At 60.7% G+C, this 15,563-nt stretch carries 14 protein-coding genes; 4 read left to right on the top strand and 10 right to left on the bottom strand.

Features of this window, described 5'->3' with window-relative positions:
- The first annotated feature begins 55 nt into the window (after positions 1-55).
- Complete coding sequence (locus AB4N64_RS27210) at positions 56-1,135, top strand: RHS repeat-associated core domain-containing protein (RefSeq protein WP_460120220.1); 1,080 nt, start codon at positions 56-58, stop codon at positions 1,133-1,135.
- A 44-nt stretch (positions 1,136-1,179) separates the two neighbouring features.
- Here the strand turns inward: AB4N64_RS27210 and rloA2 are convergent, their stop codons facing one another.
- Entirely contained in the window at positions 1,180-1,683 is a 504-nt protein-coding gene (rloA2, locus tag AB4N64_RS27205) for a retropepsin-like aspartic peptidase RloA2 (RefSeq protein WP_460120218.1), read from the bottom strand.
- 268 nt (positions 1,684-1,951) lie between these two features.
- On the opposite strand from rloA2, the gene AB4N64_RS27200 reads away from it, so the two are divergent.
- Positions 1,952-2,839, top strand: a complete 888-nt coding sequence (locus AB4N64_RS27200) for an acyltransferase (RefSeq protein WP_460120216.1) — start codon at positions 1,952-1,954, stop codon at positions 2,837-2,839.
- Between the two features lies 1 nt (position 2,840).
- Here the strand turns inward: AB4N64_RS27200 and AB4N64_RS27195 are convergent, their stop codons facing one another.
- The gene (locus AB4N64_RS27195; protein WP_460120214.1) at positions 2,841-3,389 is read right to left on the bottom strand and encodes a DUF2780 domain-containing protein; all 549 of its coding nucleotides are present in this window, start codon (positions 3,387-3,389) and stop codon (positions 2,841-2,843) included.
- A 548-nt stretch (positions 3,390-3,937) separates the two neighbouring features.
- Here AB4N64_RS27195 and AB4N64_RS27190 point away from each other — a divergent pair.
- Complete coding sequence (locus AB4N64_RS27190; protein WP_460120213.1) at positions 3,938-4,234, top strand: DUF6124 family protein; 297 nt, start codon at positions 3,938-3,940, stop codon at positions 4,232-4,234.
- 175 nt (positions 4,235-4,409) lie between these two features.
- Here the strand turns inward: AB4N64_RS27190 and fdhA are convergent, their stop codons facing one another.
- The 8 genes from fdhA to AB4N64_RS27150 form a co-directional block, all read right to left on the bottom strand.
- Positions 4,410-5,609 (bottom strand): formaldehyde dehydrogenase, glutathione-independent, encoded by a 1,200-nt coding sequence (gene fdhA, locus AB4N64_RS27185; RefSeq protein WP_027617107.1) that lies wholly within the window; start codon positions 5,607-5,609, stop codon positions 4,410-4,412.
- Between the two features lie 118 nt (positions 5,610-5,727).
- Positions 5,728-6,585: a formyltetrahydrofolate deformylase gene (purU, locus tag AB4N64_RS27180; RefSeq protein WP_460120210.1), complete on the bottom strand. Its 858-nt coding sequence runs from the start codon at positions 6,583-6,585 to the stop codon at positions 5,728-5,730.
- Between the two features lie 142 nt (positions 6,586-6,727).
- Entirely contained in the window at positions 6,728-7,360 is a 633-nt protein-coding gene (locus tag AB4N64_RS27175; protein WP_460120208.1) for a sarcosine oxidase subunit gamma, read from the bottom strand.
- 145 nt (positions 7,361-7,505) lie between these two features.
- Positions 7,506-10,523, bottom strand: a complete 3,018-nt coding sequence (locus AB4N64_RS27170; protein ID WP_460120206.1) for a sarcosine oxidase subunit alpha — start codon at positions 10,521-10,523, stop codon at positions 7,506-7,508.
- Positions 10,520-10,849 carry a sarcosine oxidase subunit delta gene (locus AB4N64_RS27165; RefSeq protein ID WP_368555738.1) on the bottom strand — a complete coding sequence of 110 codons (330 nt, stop codon included), beginning with the start codon at positions 10,847-10,849 and terminating at the stop codon, positions 10,520-10,522. Before AB4N64_RS27165 ends, AB4N64_RS27170 begins: the two co-directional genes overlap by 4 nt.
- A 14-nt stretch (positions 10,850-10,863) precedes the next feature.
- Positions 10,864-12,114, bottom strand: coding sequence for a sarcosine oxidase subunit beta (locus AB4N64_RS27160; RefSeq protein WP_007980419.1), 1,251 nt, complete (start codon positions 12,112-12,114; stop codon positions 10,864-10,866).
- Between the two features lie 23 nt (positions 12,115-12,137).
- Complete coding sequence (gene glyA, locus AB4N64_RS27155) at positions 12,138-13,391, bottom strand: serine hydroxymethyltransferase (protein WP_460120204.1); 1,254 nt, start codon at positions 13,389-13,391, stop codon at positions 12,138-12,140.
- 234 nt (positions 13,392-13,625) lie between these two features.
- Positions 13,626-14,375: a TraX family protein gene (locus tag AB4N64_RS27150; protein WP_460120202.1), complete on the bottom strand. Its 750-nt coding sequence runs from the start codon at positions 14,373-14,375 to the stop codon at positions 13,626-13,628.
- Positions 14,376-14,508: 133 nt separating this feature from the next.
- Between AB4N64_RS27150 and AB4N64_RS27145 the strand changes: the two genes are divergently transcribed.
- Complete coding sequence (locus AB4N64_RS27145) at positions 14,509-15,549, top strand: threonine aldolase family protein (RefSeq protein ID WP_460120201.1); 1,041 nt, start codon at positions 14,509-14,511, stop codon at positions 15,547-15,549.
- Positions 15,550-15,563: the final 14 nt, after the last annotated feature.

The following is a 15,563-nucleotide window of genomic DNA, read 5'->3' as shown; positions in this document are numbered from 1 at the left end:
GAAATACGTCAATGCTGCGTGCTCCAGTCAACACGCATTGCAAGAGAAAATCGCCATGTCGGGCTCATCTGTTCAAAGACTTCTGTGCCTTTACAGCTACGACCCATTGGACCGTCAGACCGGATTTTCATACCCGGGTGGCTCACCGTTGCAGCGCTTTTACCGCAAAAACCAAATTTGTACGGAGCTCCAAGGCAACCTGCAAACCAGTTTTTTTCAAAACGCTAAACAACCTTTGGCTGAACTTTGCCAAGAAAATGGCAAGACAACTACGGCCTTGCTGGCAGCCGACCAACAATTCTCAATACTAAAAGCAATGGATGTGACTCAGTTACAGGCCATTGCTTATTCACCCTACGGTTTTCATCCTGCCTGTAGAGGTCAGTTAAGCCTACTTAATTATAACGGCGAACGACCAGACACTATTACCGGACACTACCCTTTAGGTAACGGCTACCGCGCGTTCAATCCAGTATTAATGAGATTCAATAGCCCGGACAGGTGGAGCCCTTTTGGCCGCGGGGGCATTAATGCATATGTTTATTGCGCGGGTGATCCTATCAACCGACGTGATCCAAATGGTCGGTTCTGGTTTAGCAAAGGGTCGTGGTTTAATTCACTGCTCAAGGGTCTCAATAAAAATTTATCGAAGAGATCCACCACTACGCACCCTTCTAGAAAGCTCACTGACACGACGGTACGCCTGCTTAATGAATCCCTCGAAAGGCTCGGAGGAGAAAAAGCAGTCGCCAAACTCGCAAAAAAAGCAAAGCTCACTCCAAAGCAATATTTTACAAAAAAATCTTCTTTGACCAATCAACTTAAATCGAACCCACATGAGATTTTTTCAGACTCCCCGCACGAACTGGTGGATGAAAATATTAAATTATTGATTGCACGGGAAGTGGCATTAACAGACCTGCAGGCAGCATTTGGTGCTAAAAATAATTTTAACCATGATTACTACAGTGGGCTTATTGAGCAGACAAGAGACTACATCGAATTGAACCGTGACCTGCGAAATACCTGGTCAGGCGGATTGCCCTCTTCCAGGCTTTTGGAAGATCCTTCAGCAGGTGATTTTTTTCACAGGCCACCGCCACCCTCATACGAAGATGCGCTGAAAAATCAGTGAGGGACCGGATGCCCCACAGAGAGGGGGAAACGAGTATCCCCCTCTCAACAATCCGGCTTATCCGCAGTGTATCGCCGAGCCGGGTTCACCGCCGCGCCAAACTCGCGCAACGCCTTGGCGCCGATCAGCAATGGATAGTTAAAGCTGCTGCGGTCGGTGAGGTTGACCTCGACAGTGCGCTTGACGTTGCCCAGGCACAGTTCCAGGTCGACCACCGGGCGCTTGGTCGGTGACGCCACTTCTTCGTCGTCATCCTCTTCGGAGCGGGTCTTGATCTTGCTGATGCGCGCGATCTTGTGCTCGTACACCTTGTTGCTCGCGCCCTTGGTGGCCAGGCGGAACCGCACCCAGTCTTCGCCGTCGCGGGTGAAGGTTTCGATGTCCTTGGCCGACAGGGAGGCGGTCAGGGCGCCGGTGTCCATTTTCGCCTTGAGCACTTCACCGCCGATTTCCGGCAGGGCGATGTATTCGTAGCGGCCGTACAGGGTGGGTTCGGCGGCCATGACTGGCAGGGCGACGAGGGACAAAATTGCGAGTAAAGATTTCACGTGATCGGTGTCCTTTAGAAAGGGGCAGCGGGATTTTAGACCGTCAGCGAGGGATTGGTTCGCGCTGAAACCGCTATCGCGAGCAAGCCCGCTCCCACAGGTATCGAGTCGCCCCTGTGGGAGCGGGCTTGCTCGCGAAGGGGCCGACATGTCAGGCCAAATTTCTTTGAGCTTACCGATTGCCAGGTGAAACATTCGTCACCACGAATTTGGCCTCCCACCCGAACCTGCTTATCATGGCCCGCTCAACCGCTTTCAAGAGTCGCCCATGCGCCGCCTGCTCACTGGCTGTTTCGTCGCCCTGCTGCTGTTGCTCAACACCCTGATCCTGATCGGGCCGTTGATGGTGTTTGCCCTGCTCAAGCTGGTCCTGCCCGGCCGCTTTCGCGACTACGCGTCCGGGGCGGTGATGTGGATCGCCGAGACCTGGTCGGAGATCGACAAACTGATCTTTCACCTGTGCATCCCGACCCAATGGGACATTCGCGGCGACGATGGGCTGCAGCGCGACACTTCGTACCTGGTGATCAGCAACCATCAATCCTGGGTCGATATCCCGGCGCTGATCCAGACACTCAACCGACGCACACCGTTCTTCAAGTTCTTCCTCAAGAAAGAACTGATCTGGGTGCCGTTCCTGGGGCTGGCGTGGTGGGCGCTGGATTACCCGTTCATGAAGCGCTACACCAAGGCGTTTATCGCGAAAAATCCGGAACTGGCAGGCAAGGACCTGGAAATCACCAAAGCCGCCTGTGAGCTGTTCAAGCGCCAGCCGGTGACCGTGGTGAATTACCTGGAAGGCACCCGTTACACCCCGGCAAAAAGCACCCAGCAGCAATCACCGTTCAGCCACCTGCTCAAGCCCAAGGCGGGCGGCGTGGCGTTCGTACTGGCGGCGATGGGTGAACAGCTGGACGCGATTCTCGATGTGACGGTGGTTTACCCGCAGGCGAAGATCCCGGGGTTCTGGGACCTGATCAGCGGCAACGTGCCAAGGGTGATCATCGACATCCGGACCCGCGAACTCGACCCGGTGCTGTGGCAGGGCGATTACGAAAATGACCCGGTGTTTCGCGAATCGGTGCAGAACTGGGTCAACCAGCTCTGGACCGAGAAAGACCAGCGTATCGCCACCCTGCGCAGCGAAAGCCGCTGAATCAGCTGCCGGTGCCCCAGATACCGCCCAGGCTTTGCAGCAGTGAGCCGCCAACGCCCTGCTGACCCAGGTATTGCAAAATCACCGGGGCAAACTGGCCGATCATGCCGCTGTCCATGCCCAGCGCGCTGAAAGCATTGTTCAGGTCGTTGGCATCCTTGACATTGCCCAAGGCGTTGTCGAGGCCGGCGGCCTTGCCATTGGGACCGAGCAGGCTGGCCAGCGCGCCCAGCTCGCCGCCGCCCGACAACTTGTCGATGCCCGGCACACTCTTGGCCAGTTCGGCGTAGTCGGTGGTGCTCAATTGATTTTTGGCCAGACCGAGCATCGCCCCGGCGCCGCCGACGGCTTGTTGCGGGGTCACGTCCAACTGGCTGAGCGCGCCGAGCAGATCAGCCGTCTCGGAGGTCGGCGCGGCCTGCGTGGCAGCGTTTTCGCCCTTCATGCCGGCAATGGCATTGGCCGCATCGCCCAGGCTGAACTGCGCGAACACCGGCCCGGCGGCCAGGGTCATGAGCGATGCCAGTACCAAACCGCGTGAAACCTTCATTCAGACATCCTCAACGAAAAACCGCCCGGGAATGGGCGGTTGAAACAGTTTGTTGGACTGGGATCGGCAGGTATTGTTCCCTGTGGGAGCGGGCTTGCCCGCGAAGACGGCAGCCAGTACACCGAAGCTGTCAGAGCTTTCCCGATAACCCTCTGGAAATAATCACCCAAAGGCAAAAGCCGTCAGAAATCCTCCCTGTTTATCGGTGATGTTTAAAACCACCTCCAGTTACTTCCTGAAAGCCACAAAACCTTGCGTCGTTCCCTACGCCCCACCCAGAATCCGCCGGCTAGTGCAGCCAGGCCATGGGCTCTATCGTTGACTCGCCACTGAACCTCAGTGGTCGGGCTTAGCGGCCGACGATCCCCCAGCTTGCACATGCGTCCACCAAACAGGCATCTCCCCATGCCTGCGGTTTCATGGTGGCTGCACGCAGGGCGCCTTCGGGCGCACCGGCTGAGGGATCCCGGTCCGCTAACCTGCGTGCAGCTGCCACCCCACTTCGCTTAGCGGCACACAGGGGAAGGCATCCAACAGAGGTCCCTCCGATGCGCAAGGCCAAACCTGATTCACCCAACACCGACGAAACCCCAGCCTCCGCCGCCGACATCAAAGCCAAACCCCGCAAACCGTGTTCGATGTACAGCGTCAATCCCAACGTCCACGTCCAGGACCTGCTCGGCAGTATCAGCGAATCACTGGCCTCGGCCAACGTCATCACCCTGGACCTCGCCGACCGCGAAACCGGCGCCGGCCGCAACACCCTGCTGGGCATCGCCCAAATCGTCATGCTGGCGGAAATCTCGGTGAACCGCGTGCTGGATCAACTCGACCCAATTGCCTGAAACAAAAAAACCTGTAGGAGCGAGCTTGCTCGCGATGGCCGTCAACGATAACGCTGGGTACCTGACACCCCGTGGCGTTTTCGAGTCCATCGCGAGCATGCTCGCTCCTACAGGGGCGGGGGCGGGCCAATAGAAAAGGGCGACATTGCGTCGCCCTTTTCCTTGCGCGTATTACTTACGCCGCACTAAACATCTTGTGCGGGTCGATCACAAACTTCTTCGGCACGCCGGCATCGAACTCGCCGTAGCCTTCTGGTGCCTGGTCCAGGCTGATGACCTGTACGCCCACCACTTCAGCGATGTTGATGCGGTCCCACATGATGGCTTGCATCAGCGCACGGTTGTACTTCATCACCGGAGTCTGGCCGGTGTGGAAGCTGTGGGATTTGGCCCAGCCCAGGCCGAAGCGGATGCTCAGGCTGCCCATTTTGGCGGCAGCGTCGACAGCGCCCGGGTCTTCGGTGACGTAGAGGCCGGGGATGCCGATCTTGCCGGCAACGCGTACCACGCCCATCAGGGAGTTGAGCACGGTAGCCGGGGCTTCGTGTTTCACGCCGTCATGGCCGTGGCCACGGGCTTCGAAGCCCACGCAGTCGACGGCGCAATCCACTTCCGGCTCGCCCAGCAGCGCGGCGATCTGCTCGTGCAGCGGCGCGTCCTTGGACAGGTCGACGATTTCAAAACCCTGGGCCTTGGCGTGGGCCAGGCGGATGGTGTTGACGTCGCCGATGATCACCACCGCCGCACCCAGCAGGCGCGCCGAAGCGGCAGCGGCCAGGCCGACCGGGCCCGCACCGGCGATGTACACGGTGCTGCCTGGGCCGACACCGGCGGTGACGGCACCGTGGTAGCCGGTGGGCAGGATGTCGGAGAGGCAGGTCAGGTCACGGATTTTTTCCATGGCCTTGTCGCGGTCCGGCAGTTTCAGCAGGTTGAAGTCAGCGTACGGCACCAGCACGTATTCGGCCTGGCCGCCGGTCCAGTCGCCCATGTCGACGTAGCCGTAAGCGCCACCAGCACGGGCCGGGTTGACGGTCAGGCACACGCCGGTGTGTTGCTCCTTGCAGGAACGGCAGCGCCCGCAAGCCACGTTGAACGGTACGGACACCAGGTCGCCGATTTTCAGGTTCTCGACGTCGCTGCCTTTCTCGATCACTTCACCGGTGATTTCGTGACCCAGGACCAGACCGGTTTGAGCGGTGGTACGGCCACGCACCATGTGCTGGTCGGAACCACAAATGTTGGTGGACACCACACGCAGGATGACACCGTGCTCGATCTTCCTGCCGCGCGGGTCCTGCATTTTCGGATAGTCGATTTTCTGTACTTCGACCTTGCCAGCGCCGAGATACACCACACCACGATTGCCAGACATGCCATCACCTCTGTAATTGTTGTTGGATAGAGCGTGGTTGAGCTTCCAGCGGCAAGCTACAAGCCGCAAGAAGTGTACACACCGCGTTTTCTTGCGGCTTGGAGCTAAAGGCTTGCAGCTATAAAACGACTGTCCTGTTCGCGTTGAGGAACACTCTTCTTTCGATGTGATACCCCACCGCCCGCGCCAACGTCAGGCCTTCGATATCCCGCCCCTTGGCGATCAAGTCTTCCGGGTAATGGCTGTGATCCACCACCTCCACGCCCTGGGCGATGATCGGGCCTTCGTCCAGGTCGTTGTTGATGTAATGCGCCGTCGCGCCGACCAGTTTCACGCCCTTGTTGTAAGCCTGGTGGTAAGGCTTGGCGCCCTTGAAACCGGGCAGTAGGGAGTGATGGATGTTGATCGCCTTGCCATCGAGCTTGCGGCACAGTTCCGGCGACAACACCTGCATGTAGCGCGCAAGGATCACCAGTTCGGCACCGGCCTCTTCGATCACCTGCAATACCTGGCGCTCCTGCGACGGCTTGTCGTTCGGGTCCAGGGGGAAATGGTAGTACGGAATCTGGTGCCAGTCGGCCAGCGGCTTGAGATCCGGATGGTTGGACACCACCGCCGCCACGTCCATCGACAACTGGCCGATGCGCTGGCGATAAAGCAGGTCGTTGAGGCAGTGATCGGCCTTGGAGACCATGATCACCACTTTCGGCCGGTAATGCGGCGGCGTCAGTTCGAAGACCATGCCGAACGTCTCGCCACGCTCTTGCAGGCCGGCGCGGAAAGACTGTTCGTCGAAGCCGTCGGGCTGACGGAATTCCACTCGAATGAAAAAGCGGCCCGAGAGCCGGTCATCGAACGAATGGTGCTCGGTGACGTAGCAGCCCTGCTCGAACAGAAAGCGGGTCACCGCGTCCACGGTGCCGAGTACGCTGGGGCAGTCGGCGGTCAGGATCCATGTGTCTGGGGCGCGGCTCATAGCGGGTGACTCCAGAAGCGAAGGTGGCCTGTAGGAGCGAGCATGCTCGCGATGGTGGCGCAGACACCGCTGGTATTCAGAAAGCCAACGTCATCGTTGACGACCATCGCGAGCATGCTCGCTCCTACAGGAAGAGCAGTCATCAGGGCTGCACGGCCAGGCCGTACTCGGCCGAGGCATCTTGCAGCCACAGCCACCAGTAGTCCGAGAAGCTGCGGCGGATCAGCAGTTCCCAGGTGTCTTCGGCGGTGTGGCGGATCACCAGTTGCGACTTGGCGAACACGGTGCCAACGGCCTTGCCCACTGGGAAACTGTTGGGGTGTACGTCGTAGCTGGTGGACTTCATCAGCACCTGGCGCACGTTGGGGCCACTCAGTTCGAGGATCTGCTGGCCGCCGCTGACGTTGACGATCTGGATGTGCAGATCGCCCAGGGCTTCACGCAGCTTTTTCTCGGCCTCGAATTCTTCACCGCTCGGCACGATCAGCAGCCATTCGTCCGGGCCCATCCATTGCAGACTGGTCTCGCCCTTGACGATGACGGTCAGCGCACCCGGCAGCTCGATGCCCAGGGCCTTGTGCACGCCGGTGGCGAACGCGGCGTCATGAGCATCGCCACGAATGGTCAGGTGGCCCAGAAGTTTTTTCTCGCGCACGGTCACGCCGGCGCTCTTGCGACCCTTGCCCACCAGGCTGGCGAGGTCGGCATGATGCAGCGACGACTCGGCTTTAGCCCCGGTGGTTGGGCGTTGTTGGTAAACGTTGGCTGCGGTCATAAGGCACCCTTTCTGAATTCTGTGTTCTCTGTGGGAGCTGGCTTGCCAGCGATAGCGGTATGTCAGTCACAGTTGTTTTGTCTGGCCTGACGCTATCGCGGCGATGCGGCGGGCCGACAAGCCCGCTCCCACAGGGACTGTGGTGTTAAACGTTCTGGCGCTCACCCTTCGGATCAAAGAACACCGAAGAAACAATCTCTGCCTCGATCACGCTGCCGTCGGCCAGCGGTGCGAACACGCGCTCACCCAGGCGCTTCAGCCCACCCTTGACCACGCCCATGGCAAACGAATAGCCCAGGGAGTTGTGCAGGTAGCTGGAGGTGACGTGGCCGACCATGGTCATCGGGATCGACTGCTTGGTGTTGAACACCAGTTGCGCACCTTCCGGCAGCCATTTGGTCGGGTCGACCGGCTTGAGGCCCACCAGTTGCTTGCGCTGGTCACGTACGCAGTCTTCACGGTTCATGCCGCGCTGGCCGATCCACGAGAACGGTTTGGTGCGACCCACGCACCAGCCCATGTTCAGGTCGTCGGGGGTCATCGAGCCGTCGGTGTCCTGGCCGACGATGATGAAGCCCTTCTCGGCCCGCAGGATGTGCATGGTTTCGGTACCGTACGGCGTCAGGTTGTACTTTTTGCCAGCCTCGACGATTTTCTCGAGCACGCCCATCGCGTAATCGGCCTGCACGTTGACTTCGTACGACAGCTCACCGGTAAACGAAATCCGGAACACACGCGCCGGCACGCCACCCACCAGGCCTTCTTTCCAGGTCATGAACGGGAACGCTTCGTTGCTCAAATCAACGTCGGTGACTTCGCTGAGCAGCTTGCGGCTGTTCGGCCCGGACAGGGTCATGGTCGCCCAGTGATCCGTCACGGAGGTGAAGTACACCTTCAGGTCAGGCCATTCGGTCTGCTGGTAGATTTCCAGCCATTGCAGCACACGTGCCGCGCCGCCGGTGGTGGTGGTCATGACGAAATGGTTGTCGGCGAGACAGGCGGTTACGCCGTCGTCGAACACCATGCCGTCTTCCTTGCACATCAGGCCGTAACGCGCCTTGCCCACGTCCAGCTTGGTCCAGGCGTTGGTGTAGATGCGGTTGAGGAACTCACGCGCGTCCGGCCCCTGGATGTCGATCTTGCCCAGGGTCGAGGCGTCCAGCAGGCCGACGCTGTCGCGCACGGCTTTGCATTCGCGTTTGACCGCCGCGTGGATGTCTTCACCGTTTTTCGGGAAGTACCACGGACGCTTCCACTGACCGACGTCTTCAAACTCGGCGCCGTTCTTCACGTGCCAGTGATGCAGCGCGGTGAAACGCACTGGCTCGAAGATGTGCCCACAGTGACGACCGGCCACGGCGCCGAAGGTCACCGGCGTGTAGTTCGGACGGAACATGGTGGTGCCCATCTGCGGGATGGTCACGTTCAGCGAACGGGCGGCGATGGCCAGGCCGTTGACGTTGCCGAGCTTGCCCTGGTCGGTGCCGAAGCCCAGCGCGGTGTAGCGTTTGACGTGTTCGACCGACTCGAAGCCCTCGCGGGTCGCCAGTTCGATACCCCCCGCCGTCACATCGTTTTGCAGGTCGACGAATTGCTTCGGTGCACGCGCCGAGTTCTTCTCGTGCGGCACCTGGAATAGCGCCAGGGTCGGTTCTTCGAGACGGCTCAGGGCTTTGGGCAAGGTGCCTTCGACCACGGCGAAACCGGCTTCGCTGGCCGCACGAGCGCCTCCTTCAAAACCGTCGGCCAGGGAATCACCCAGCGCGTAGACACCATTGATGCCACCGACGCACACGCGCTTCTGCGGTGCTTCGCCCGGTACGAAACCGAGGATGTCTTCACGCCAGATCGGCTTGCCACCCAAGTGCGAGGCCAGGTGAACCACCGGGCTGTAACCACCGGAGCTGGCAATCAAGTCGCAATCGAGCCATTCGCCCGGGCTGGTCACCGCATGGGCTTTTACATCGATCGCGGCCACGCGGGCAGCGGTCACGCGTTTGGTGCCACGGGTCTCGATCACGGCGCTGCCGGTCAGGATGCGAATGCCTTTGGCGCGCGCTTCTTCCACCAACGCACCGCGCGGGTTGCTGCGGGCGTCGGCGATGGCCACCACTTGCAGGCTGGCATCGAGCCAATCCAGGGCCACGCGGTAGGCGTGGTCATTGTTGGTCGAGAGCACCAGTTTCTTGCCCGGTGCCACGCCGTAACGACGGACGTAAGTCGACACCGCGCCGGCCAGCATGTTGCCCGGCACGTCGTTGTTGCCGTAAACCAATGGACGCTCGTGAGCACCGGTCGCCAGGACCACGCGCTTGGCGCGAACCCGGTGGATGCGCTGGCGAACCTGGCCAATCGGGGCGCGATCGCCCAGGTGATCGGTCAGGCGCTCGTGAATGGTCAGGAAGTTATGGTCGTGGTAGCCGTTGACGGTGGCGCGCGGCAACAGCAGCACGTCCGGGGTGTTCGTGAGTTCCGAAATGACGCTGGCGACCCATTCCATGGCCGGCTTGCCGTCCAGGCTTTCGCGGGAGTCGAGCAGGCTGCCGCCGAACTCTTCCTGTTCATCGGCGATGATCACCCGGGCGCCGCTGCGCGCAGCCGCCAGTGCAGCGGCCAGGCCTGCGGGGCCGGCGCCGACGATCAGCACGTCGCAGTGCTGGTTCATGTAGTCGTAGGTGTCCGGATCGTTCTCGGTCGGCGAACGGCCGAGGCCCGCCGCCTTGCGGATGTACTTTTCGTAAGTCATCCAGAACGATTGCGGGTACATGAAGGTTTTGTAGTAGAAGCCCGGAGGCATCAGCTTGCCGCCGACCTTGCCGAGAATCCCCATCATGTCGTTGTTCACGCTTGGCCAGCCGTTGGTGCTGGTGGCGACCAGGCCTTGGTACAGCGCTTGTTGAGTGGCGCGCACGTTCGGGATTTGCGTGGCTTCGGTGGCGCCGATCTGCAGCACCGCGTTCGGCTCTTCGGCACCGGCAGCGAAAATGCCGCGTGGGCGCGAATATTTGAAGCTGCGACCGATGATGTCAACGCCGTTGGCCAGCAGCGCTGCGGCCAGCGAGTCGCCTTCAAAACCTTTGTAGCTCTGGCCGTTGAAGGTGAAGCTCAGGACTTTGTTGCGGTCGATCCGTCCTCCGTTGGACAGGCGATTGGTCTGGCTCATACCTTCTCTCCCAGAGCCGTGGCGGCCGCTTTCGGGCTCTCGGTCTTGTCGGTGAATTGGGGCTTGGTGCCGATCTTGTAGGTTTCCAGAATCTCGTAGGTCACGGTGTCGCGGGTGGCGTTGAAGTACTGACGGCAACCGGCGGCGTGGATCCACAGTTCATGGTGCAGGCCGCGAGGGTTGTCGCGGAAGAACATGTAGTCGCCCCACTCCTCGTCGGTGCAGCTGTTGGGGTCCAGTGGACGCGGGATGTGCGCCTGGCCGGATGCGTGGAATTCCTCTTCGGAGCGCAGTTCGCCGCAGTGAGGACAGAAGATATGCAACATGGGGATTTCTCCTGTTAGTGGGCAACCGCAGCAGCGCCGTGTTCATCGATCAACGCACCGTTGTGGAAACGGTCGATAGAGAAAGGGGCGGCCAACGGGTGCATTTCACCCTTGGCCAGGCTCGCGGCAAATACGTTGCCCGAGCCAGGTGTCGCCTTGAAGCCACCGGTGCCCCAACCGCAGTTGAAGAACATGTTCGGGACCGGGGTTTTGGAAATGATCGGGCAGGCATCCGGAGTGGTGTCGACGATGCCGCCCCACTGACGGTTCATGCGCACCCGCGACAGCACCGGGAACATCTCGACGATGGCCTGGATGGTGTGCTCGATCACCGGGTACGAACCGCGCTGGCCGTAGCCGTTGTAGCCGTCGATACCGGCGCCGATCACCAGGTCGCCCTTGTCGGACTGGCTGATGTAACCGTGCACGGCGTTGGACATGATCACGCTGTCGATAATCGGCTTGATCGGCTCGGACACCAGCGCTTGCAGCGGGTGCGATTCGATCGGCAGGCGGAAACCGGCCAGCTTGGCCATGTGCCCGGAGTTACCGGCGGTCACCACGCCGACGCGCTTGGCGCCAATGAAACCCTTGTTGGTTTCGACACCGATGCACACGCCGTTTTCCTTGCGGAAACCGATCACTTCGGTCTGCTGGATCAGGTCCACGCCCAGGGCGTCGGCAGCCCGGGCAAAGCCCCAGGCCACCGCATCGTGACGGGCCACGCCGCCGCGACGCTGGACGGTGGCGCCCATCACCGGGTAGCGGGTGTTTTTCGAGCAGTCCAGGTACGGAATTTCGTCGGCGACCTGCTTGGCATCGAGCAGCTCACCATCCACGCCATTGAGGCGGTTGGCGCTGACCCGGCGCTCGGAATCGCGAATGTCCTGCAGCGTGTGGCACAGGTTGTAGACGCCGCGCTGGGAGAACATCACGTTGTAGTTGAGGTCCTGGGACAGGCCTTCCCACAGTTTCATCGCGTGTTCGTACAGGTGCGCCGACTCGTCCCACAGGTAGTTGGAGCGAACGATGGTGGTGTTGCGCGCGGTGTTACCGCCGCCCAGCCAGCCCTTTTCGACCACGGCCACATTGGTGATGCCGTGTTCCTTGGCCAGGTAGTAGGCAGTCGCCAGGCCATGCCCGCCACCACCGACGATGACCACGTCGTAGACCTTCTTGGGTGTGGGCGTGCGCCACATGCGCTGCCAGTTTTCGTGATGGCTCAGAGAGTGCTTGAAGAGGCCGAAGCCTGAGTAGCGTTGCATAGTCATTTACTCCAAAACTGCACTCAGCGATAAACCGGGAAGTCTGCGCACAGGGCCGATACCTGCTCGGCGACGTTGGCCTCGACATCGGCATCGCCGAGGTTGTCGAGGATGTCGCAGATCCAGCCGGCCAGCGTGACGCACTGGGTCACCTTGAAACCGCGCGTGGTTACCGCCGGGGTGCCGATACGCAGGCCGGAGGTGACGAACGGCGACTGCGGGTCGTTCGGCACGGCGTTCTTGTTCACGGTGATGTGGGCGCGACCGAGGGCGGCGTCTGCGTCCTTGCCGGTGAGGCCCTGACGGATCAGGCTGACCAGGAACAGGTGGTTATCGGTGCCGCCGGACACTACATCGTAGCCGCGTTTGATAAACACGCCGGCCATGGCCTGGGCGTTCTCGATCACTTGTTGCTGATAGGCCTTGAAGCCTGGTTCCAAAGCTTCCTTGAAGCACACGGCCTTGCCCGCAATCACGTGCATCAGCGGGCCGCCCTGGGCGCCGGGGAATACGGCGGCGTTGAGCTTCTTCTCGATTTCTTCGTTGGACTTGGCCAGGATCAGGCCGCCACGTGGACCGCGCAGGGTCTTGTGGGTGGTGGTGGTGACCACGTCAGCGAACGGAATCGGGTTCGGATACAGGCCAGCAGCGACCAGGCCGGCCACGTGGGCCATGTCGACGAACAGCAACGCCCCCACCTTGTCGGCGATCTGGCGGAAGCGTGGGAAATCCAGGGTTTTGGAGTAGGCCGAGAACCCGGCAACGATCATCTTCGGCTTGCATTCAACGGCCAGACGCTCGACTTCGTCGTAATCGATCAGGCCGGTATCGGTGTTGATGCCGTATTGAACGGCGTTGTACAGCTTGCCCGAGGACGAGACTTTGGCGCCGTGGGTCAGGTGACCACCGTGGGCCAGGCTCATGCCCAGGATGGTATCGCCGGCTTGCAGCAGGGCCAGGTACACGGCGCTGTTGGCCGAGGAACCGGAGTGCGGCTGCACGTTGGCGTAATCGGCGCCGAACAGTTGTTTGGCGCGTTCGATGGCCAGGGCTTCGACCTTGTCCACGTGCTCGCAGCCACCGTAGTAGCGTTTGCCCGGGTAGCCTTCGGCGTATTTGTTGGTCAGGCCGCTGCCTTGGGCTTGCATGACGCGTTTGCTGGTGTAGTTCTCCGACGCGATCAGCTCGATGTGATCTTCCTGACGTTGCTCCTCGGCATTCATCGCCGCCAGCAGTGCATCGTCGTAACCCTGGATCTGGTCTTGCTTGCTGAACATCGCGTCTCTCCCAGCGGCATCTGTGCGCCATTCGTCTCGGTGAGGCACCGGTTTTTCGGCAGTGCCCTTTGAATGCGATGGTATGGCCGGCGTCGAGAGGCCAAATGCCTACGGACGCCACGCAAAGGCGCGTTTACGACATGGCGTAAACAGCCGAGACAGAACGTGACACCGGGAACAACTCAAAACCTTGTGGGAGCGGGCTTGCCCGCGATTGCGGCGGGTCAGCTGCATCTATGTTGGCTGATACACCGCTATCGCGAGCAAGCCCGCTCCCACAAAGGCTCGTACTGCATAGAGAACCAGGAAATGCCCCGGATAAAGCGCATACGCCCACCGGCGCATCGGCGGTGGTTTTACGCCCTGTGCATGTCGCAACAGGAACAGTCCCAGCCATGGCGCAATCAGACACGTGATAACGGCCGCCATCGCGACGGGGCTGCCCAGGCGGATCGAGTGATACAGCACCGACCACTGGTTGGCCGCCAGGCACACCAGCCCCGGCAACAGGGCGAAATACCAGGGTTTGCGATACACCAGCAGCGTCGCCAGCGGCAACAGCACGCCAAACACGCCGAACATCAAATGCCCCGAAAACAGCAGCGCCAGCACCATGGCCGACACCCCCAATACCCTTGCCTGTAAACCCGGCGCCTGCCAGCCCCGCGCCACCAACAGCCCCAGTGACAGGGTGGGGAGTACGTTCAAGGTGTCGGCATCGGCGATGAACAGCCGATAGGGGATCTCGCTCACCGCACTGAACAGCACCAGCCAGCCCAGGTAGCGCCATTGCCCGGTGACGACGGCCGGCCCGCGCGCCAAATTGGTTGCCATCGCCAGGCAGAACCATGGGAACGCCAATCGCCCCGGCACGTACAGCCAATCGGCGGAGAACCCGACATATCGCAGGTGATCGAGCACCATGCTCAGCAGCGCCAGCCACTTGAGCAAATCCAGTGCCCCATCCCTGTGCGTCATGTGCATAATTGGCCGTCGTCCTTGAGTTTGTTTGTCTGACGCATCCCGTGTGCTCCCCGGATGATCTTCGGTAGAGTGCGCACCATCAATGACCTTGAGCCGCTTCACCATAGGCGTCTCGACCACGGAAAGCAGGGCCATGACCGATAAGAGCCAACAATTCGCCAGCGATAACTATTCCGGTATCTGCCCTGAAGCCTGGGCGGCGATGGAGCAGGCCAACCATGGCCATCAGCGCGCCTACGGCGACGATGAATGGACCGCCCGCGCGTCTGATCAATTCCGCAAATTGTTCGAAACCGACTGCGAAGTATTTTTCGCCTTCAACGGCACCGCTGCCAACTCCCTGGCCCTGTCGTCGCTGTGCCAGAGTTACCACAGCGTGATCTGCTCGGAAACCGCCCACGTCGAAACCGATGAATGCGGTGCGCCGGAGTTTTTCTCCAACGGCTCCAAACTGCTGATCGCCGGCACCGAAAACGGCAAGCTGACCCCGGAATCGATCCGAGAGGTCGCCCTCAAGCGCCAGGACATTCACTACCCCAAACCGCGGGTGGTGACCCTGACCCAGGCCACCGAAGTCGGCAGCGTCTACACCCCGGAAGAAATCCGCGCCATCAGCGCCACCTGCAAGGAACTGGGCCTGAACCTGCACATGGACGGTGCCCGTTTCTCCAACGCTTGCGCGTACCTGGGCTGCACGCCCGCCGACCTGACCTGGAAGGCCGGCGTCGACGTGCTGTGTTTTGGCGGTACGAAAAACGGCATGGCGGTGGGCGAGGCCATTCTGTTCTTCAACCACAAACTGGCGGAAGACTTCGACTACCGCTGCAAACAGGCCGGGCAACTGGCCTCGAAAATGCGCTTCCTCTCGGCGCCCTGGGTCGGCATCCTTGAAAACGACGCCTGGCTCAAATATGCCCGCCACGCCAATCGCTGCGCGCAATTGCTCGCCGAACTGGTCAGCGACATTCCAGGGGTAGAACTGATGTTCCCGGTGCAGGCCAACGGCGTGTTCCTGCAACTCTCGGAACCGGCCATCGCTGCCCTGACTGCCAAGGGCTGGCGTTTCTACACCTTCATCGGCAAGGGCGGCGCTCGCTTCATGTGCTCCTGGGACACCGAGGAAGACCGTGTCCGCGAACTGGCCGCCGATATCCGCGAAGTGATGACTCGCTGAGCACTAACTGAGAA

Source organism: Pseudomonas sp. S2_C03 (assembly GCF_054668405.1).
Note: the sequence above shows the minus strand (reverse complement) of the source record. Positions and strands in the feature narration are given on the sequence as shown.

Coding starts and splice junctions, on each gene's coding strand:
- AB4N64_RS27210 (WP_460120220.1), top strand. CDS start 56: ATGTCGGGCTCATCTGTTCAAAGACTTCTGTGCCTTTACAGCTACGAC.
- AB4N64_RS27200 (WP_460120216.1), top strand. CDS start 1,952: ATGCGCCGCCTGCTCACTGGCTGTTTCGTCGCCCTGCTGCTGTTGCTC.
- AB4N64_RS27195 (WP_460120214.1), bottom strand. CDS start 3,389: ATGAAGGTTTCACGCGGTTTGGTACTGGCATCGCTCATGACCCTGGCC.
- AB4N64_RS27190 (WP_460120213.1), top strand. CDS start 3,938: ATGCGCAAGGCCAAACCTGATTCACCCAACACCGACGAAACCCCAGCC.
- fdhA (WP_027617107.1), bottom strand. CDS start 5,609: ATGTCTGGCAATCGTGGTGTGGTGTATCTCGGCGCTGGCAAGGTCGAA.
- purU (WP_460120210.1), bottom strand. CDS start 6,585: ATGAGCCGCGCCCCAGACACATGGATCCTGACCGCCGACTGCCCCAGC.
- AB4N64_RS27175 (WP_460120208.1), bottom strand. CDS start 7,360: ATGACCGCAGCCAACGTTTACCAACAACGCCCAACCACCGGGGCTAAA.
- AB4N64_RS27170 (WP_460120206.1), bottom strand. CDS start 10,523: ATGAGCCAGACCAATCGCCTGTCCAACGGAGGACGGATCGACCGCAAC.
- AB4N64_RS27165 (WP_368555738.1), bottom strand. CDS start 10,849: ATGTTGCATATCTTCTGTCCTCACTGCGGCGAACTGCGCTCCGAAGAG.
- AB4N64_RS27160 (WP_007980419.1), bottom strand. CDS start 12,114: ATGCAACGCTACTCAGGCTTCGGCCTCTTCAAGCACTCTCTGAGCCAT.
- glyA (WP_460120204.1), bottom strand. CDS start 13,391: ATGTTCAGCAAGCAAGACCAGATCCAGGGTTACGACGATGCACTGCTG.
- AB4N64_RS27150 (WP_460120202.1), bottom strand. CDS start 14,375: ATGCACATGACGCACAGGGATGGGGCACTGGATTTGCTCAAGTGGCTG.
- AB4N64_RS27145 (WP_460120201.1), top strand. CDS start 14,509: ATGACCGATAAGAGCCAACAATTCGCCAGCGATAACTATTCCGGTATC.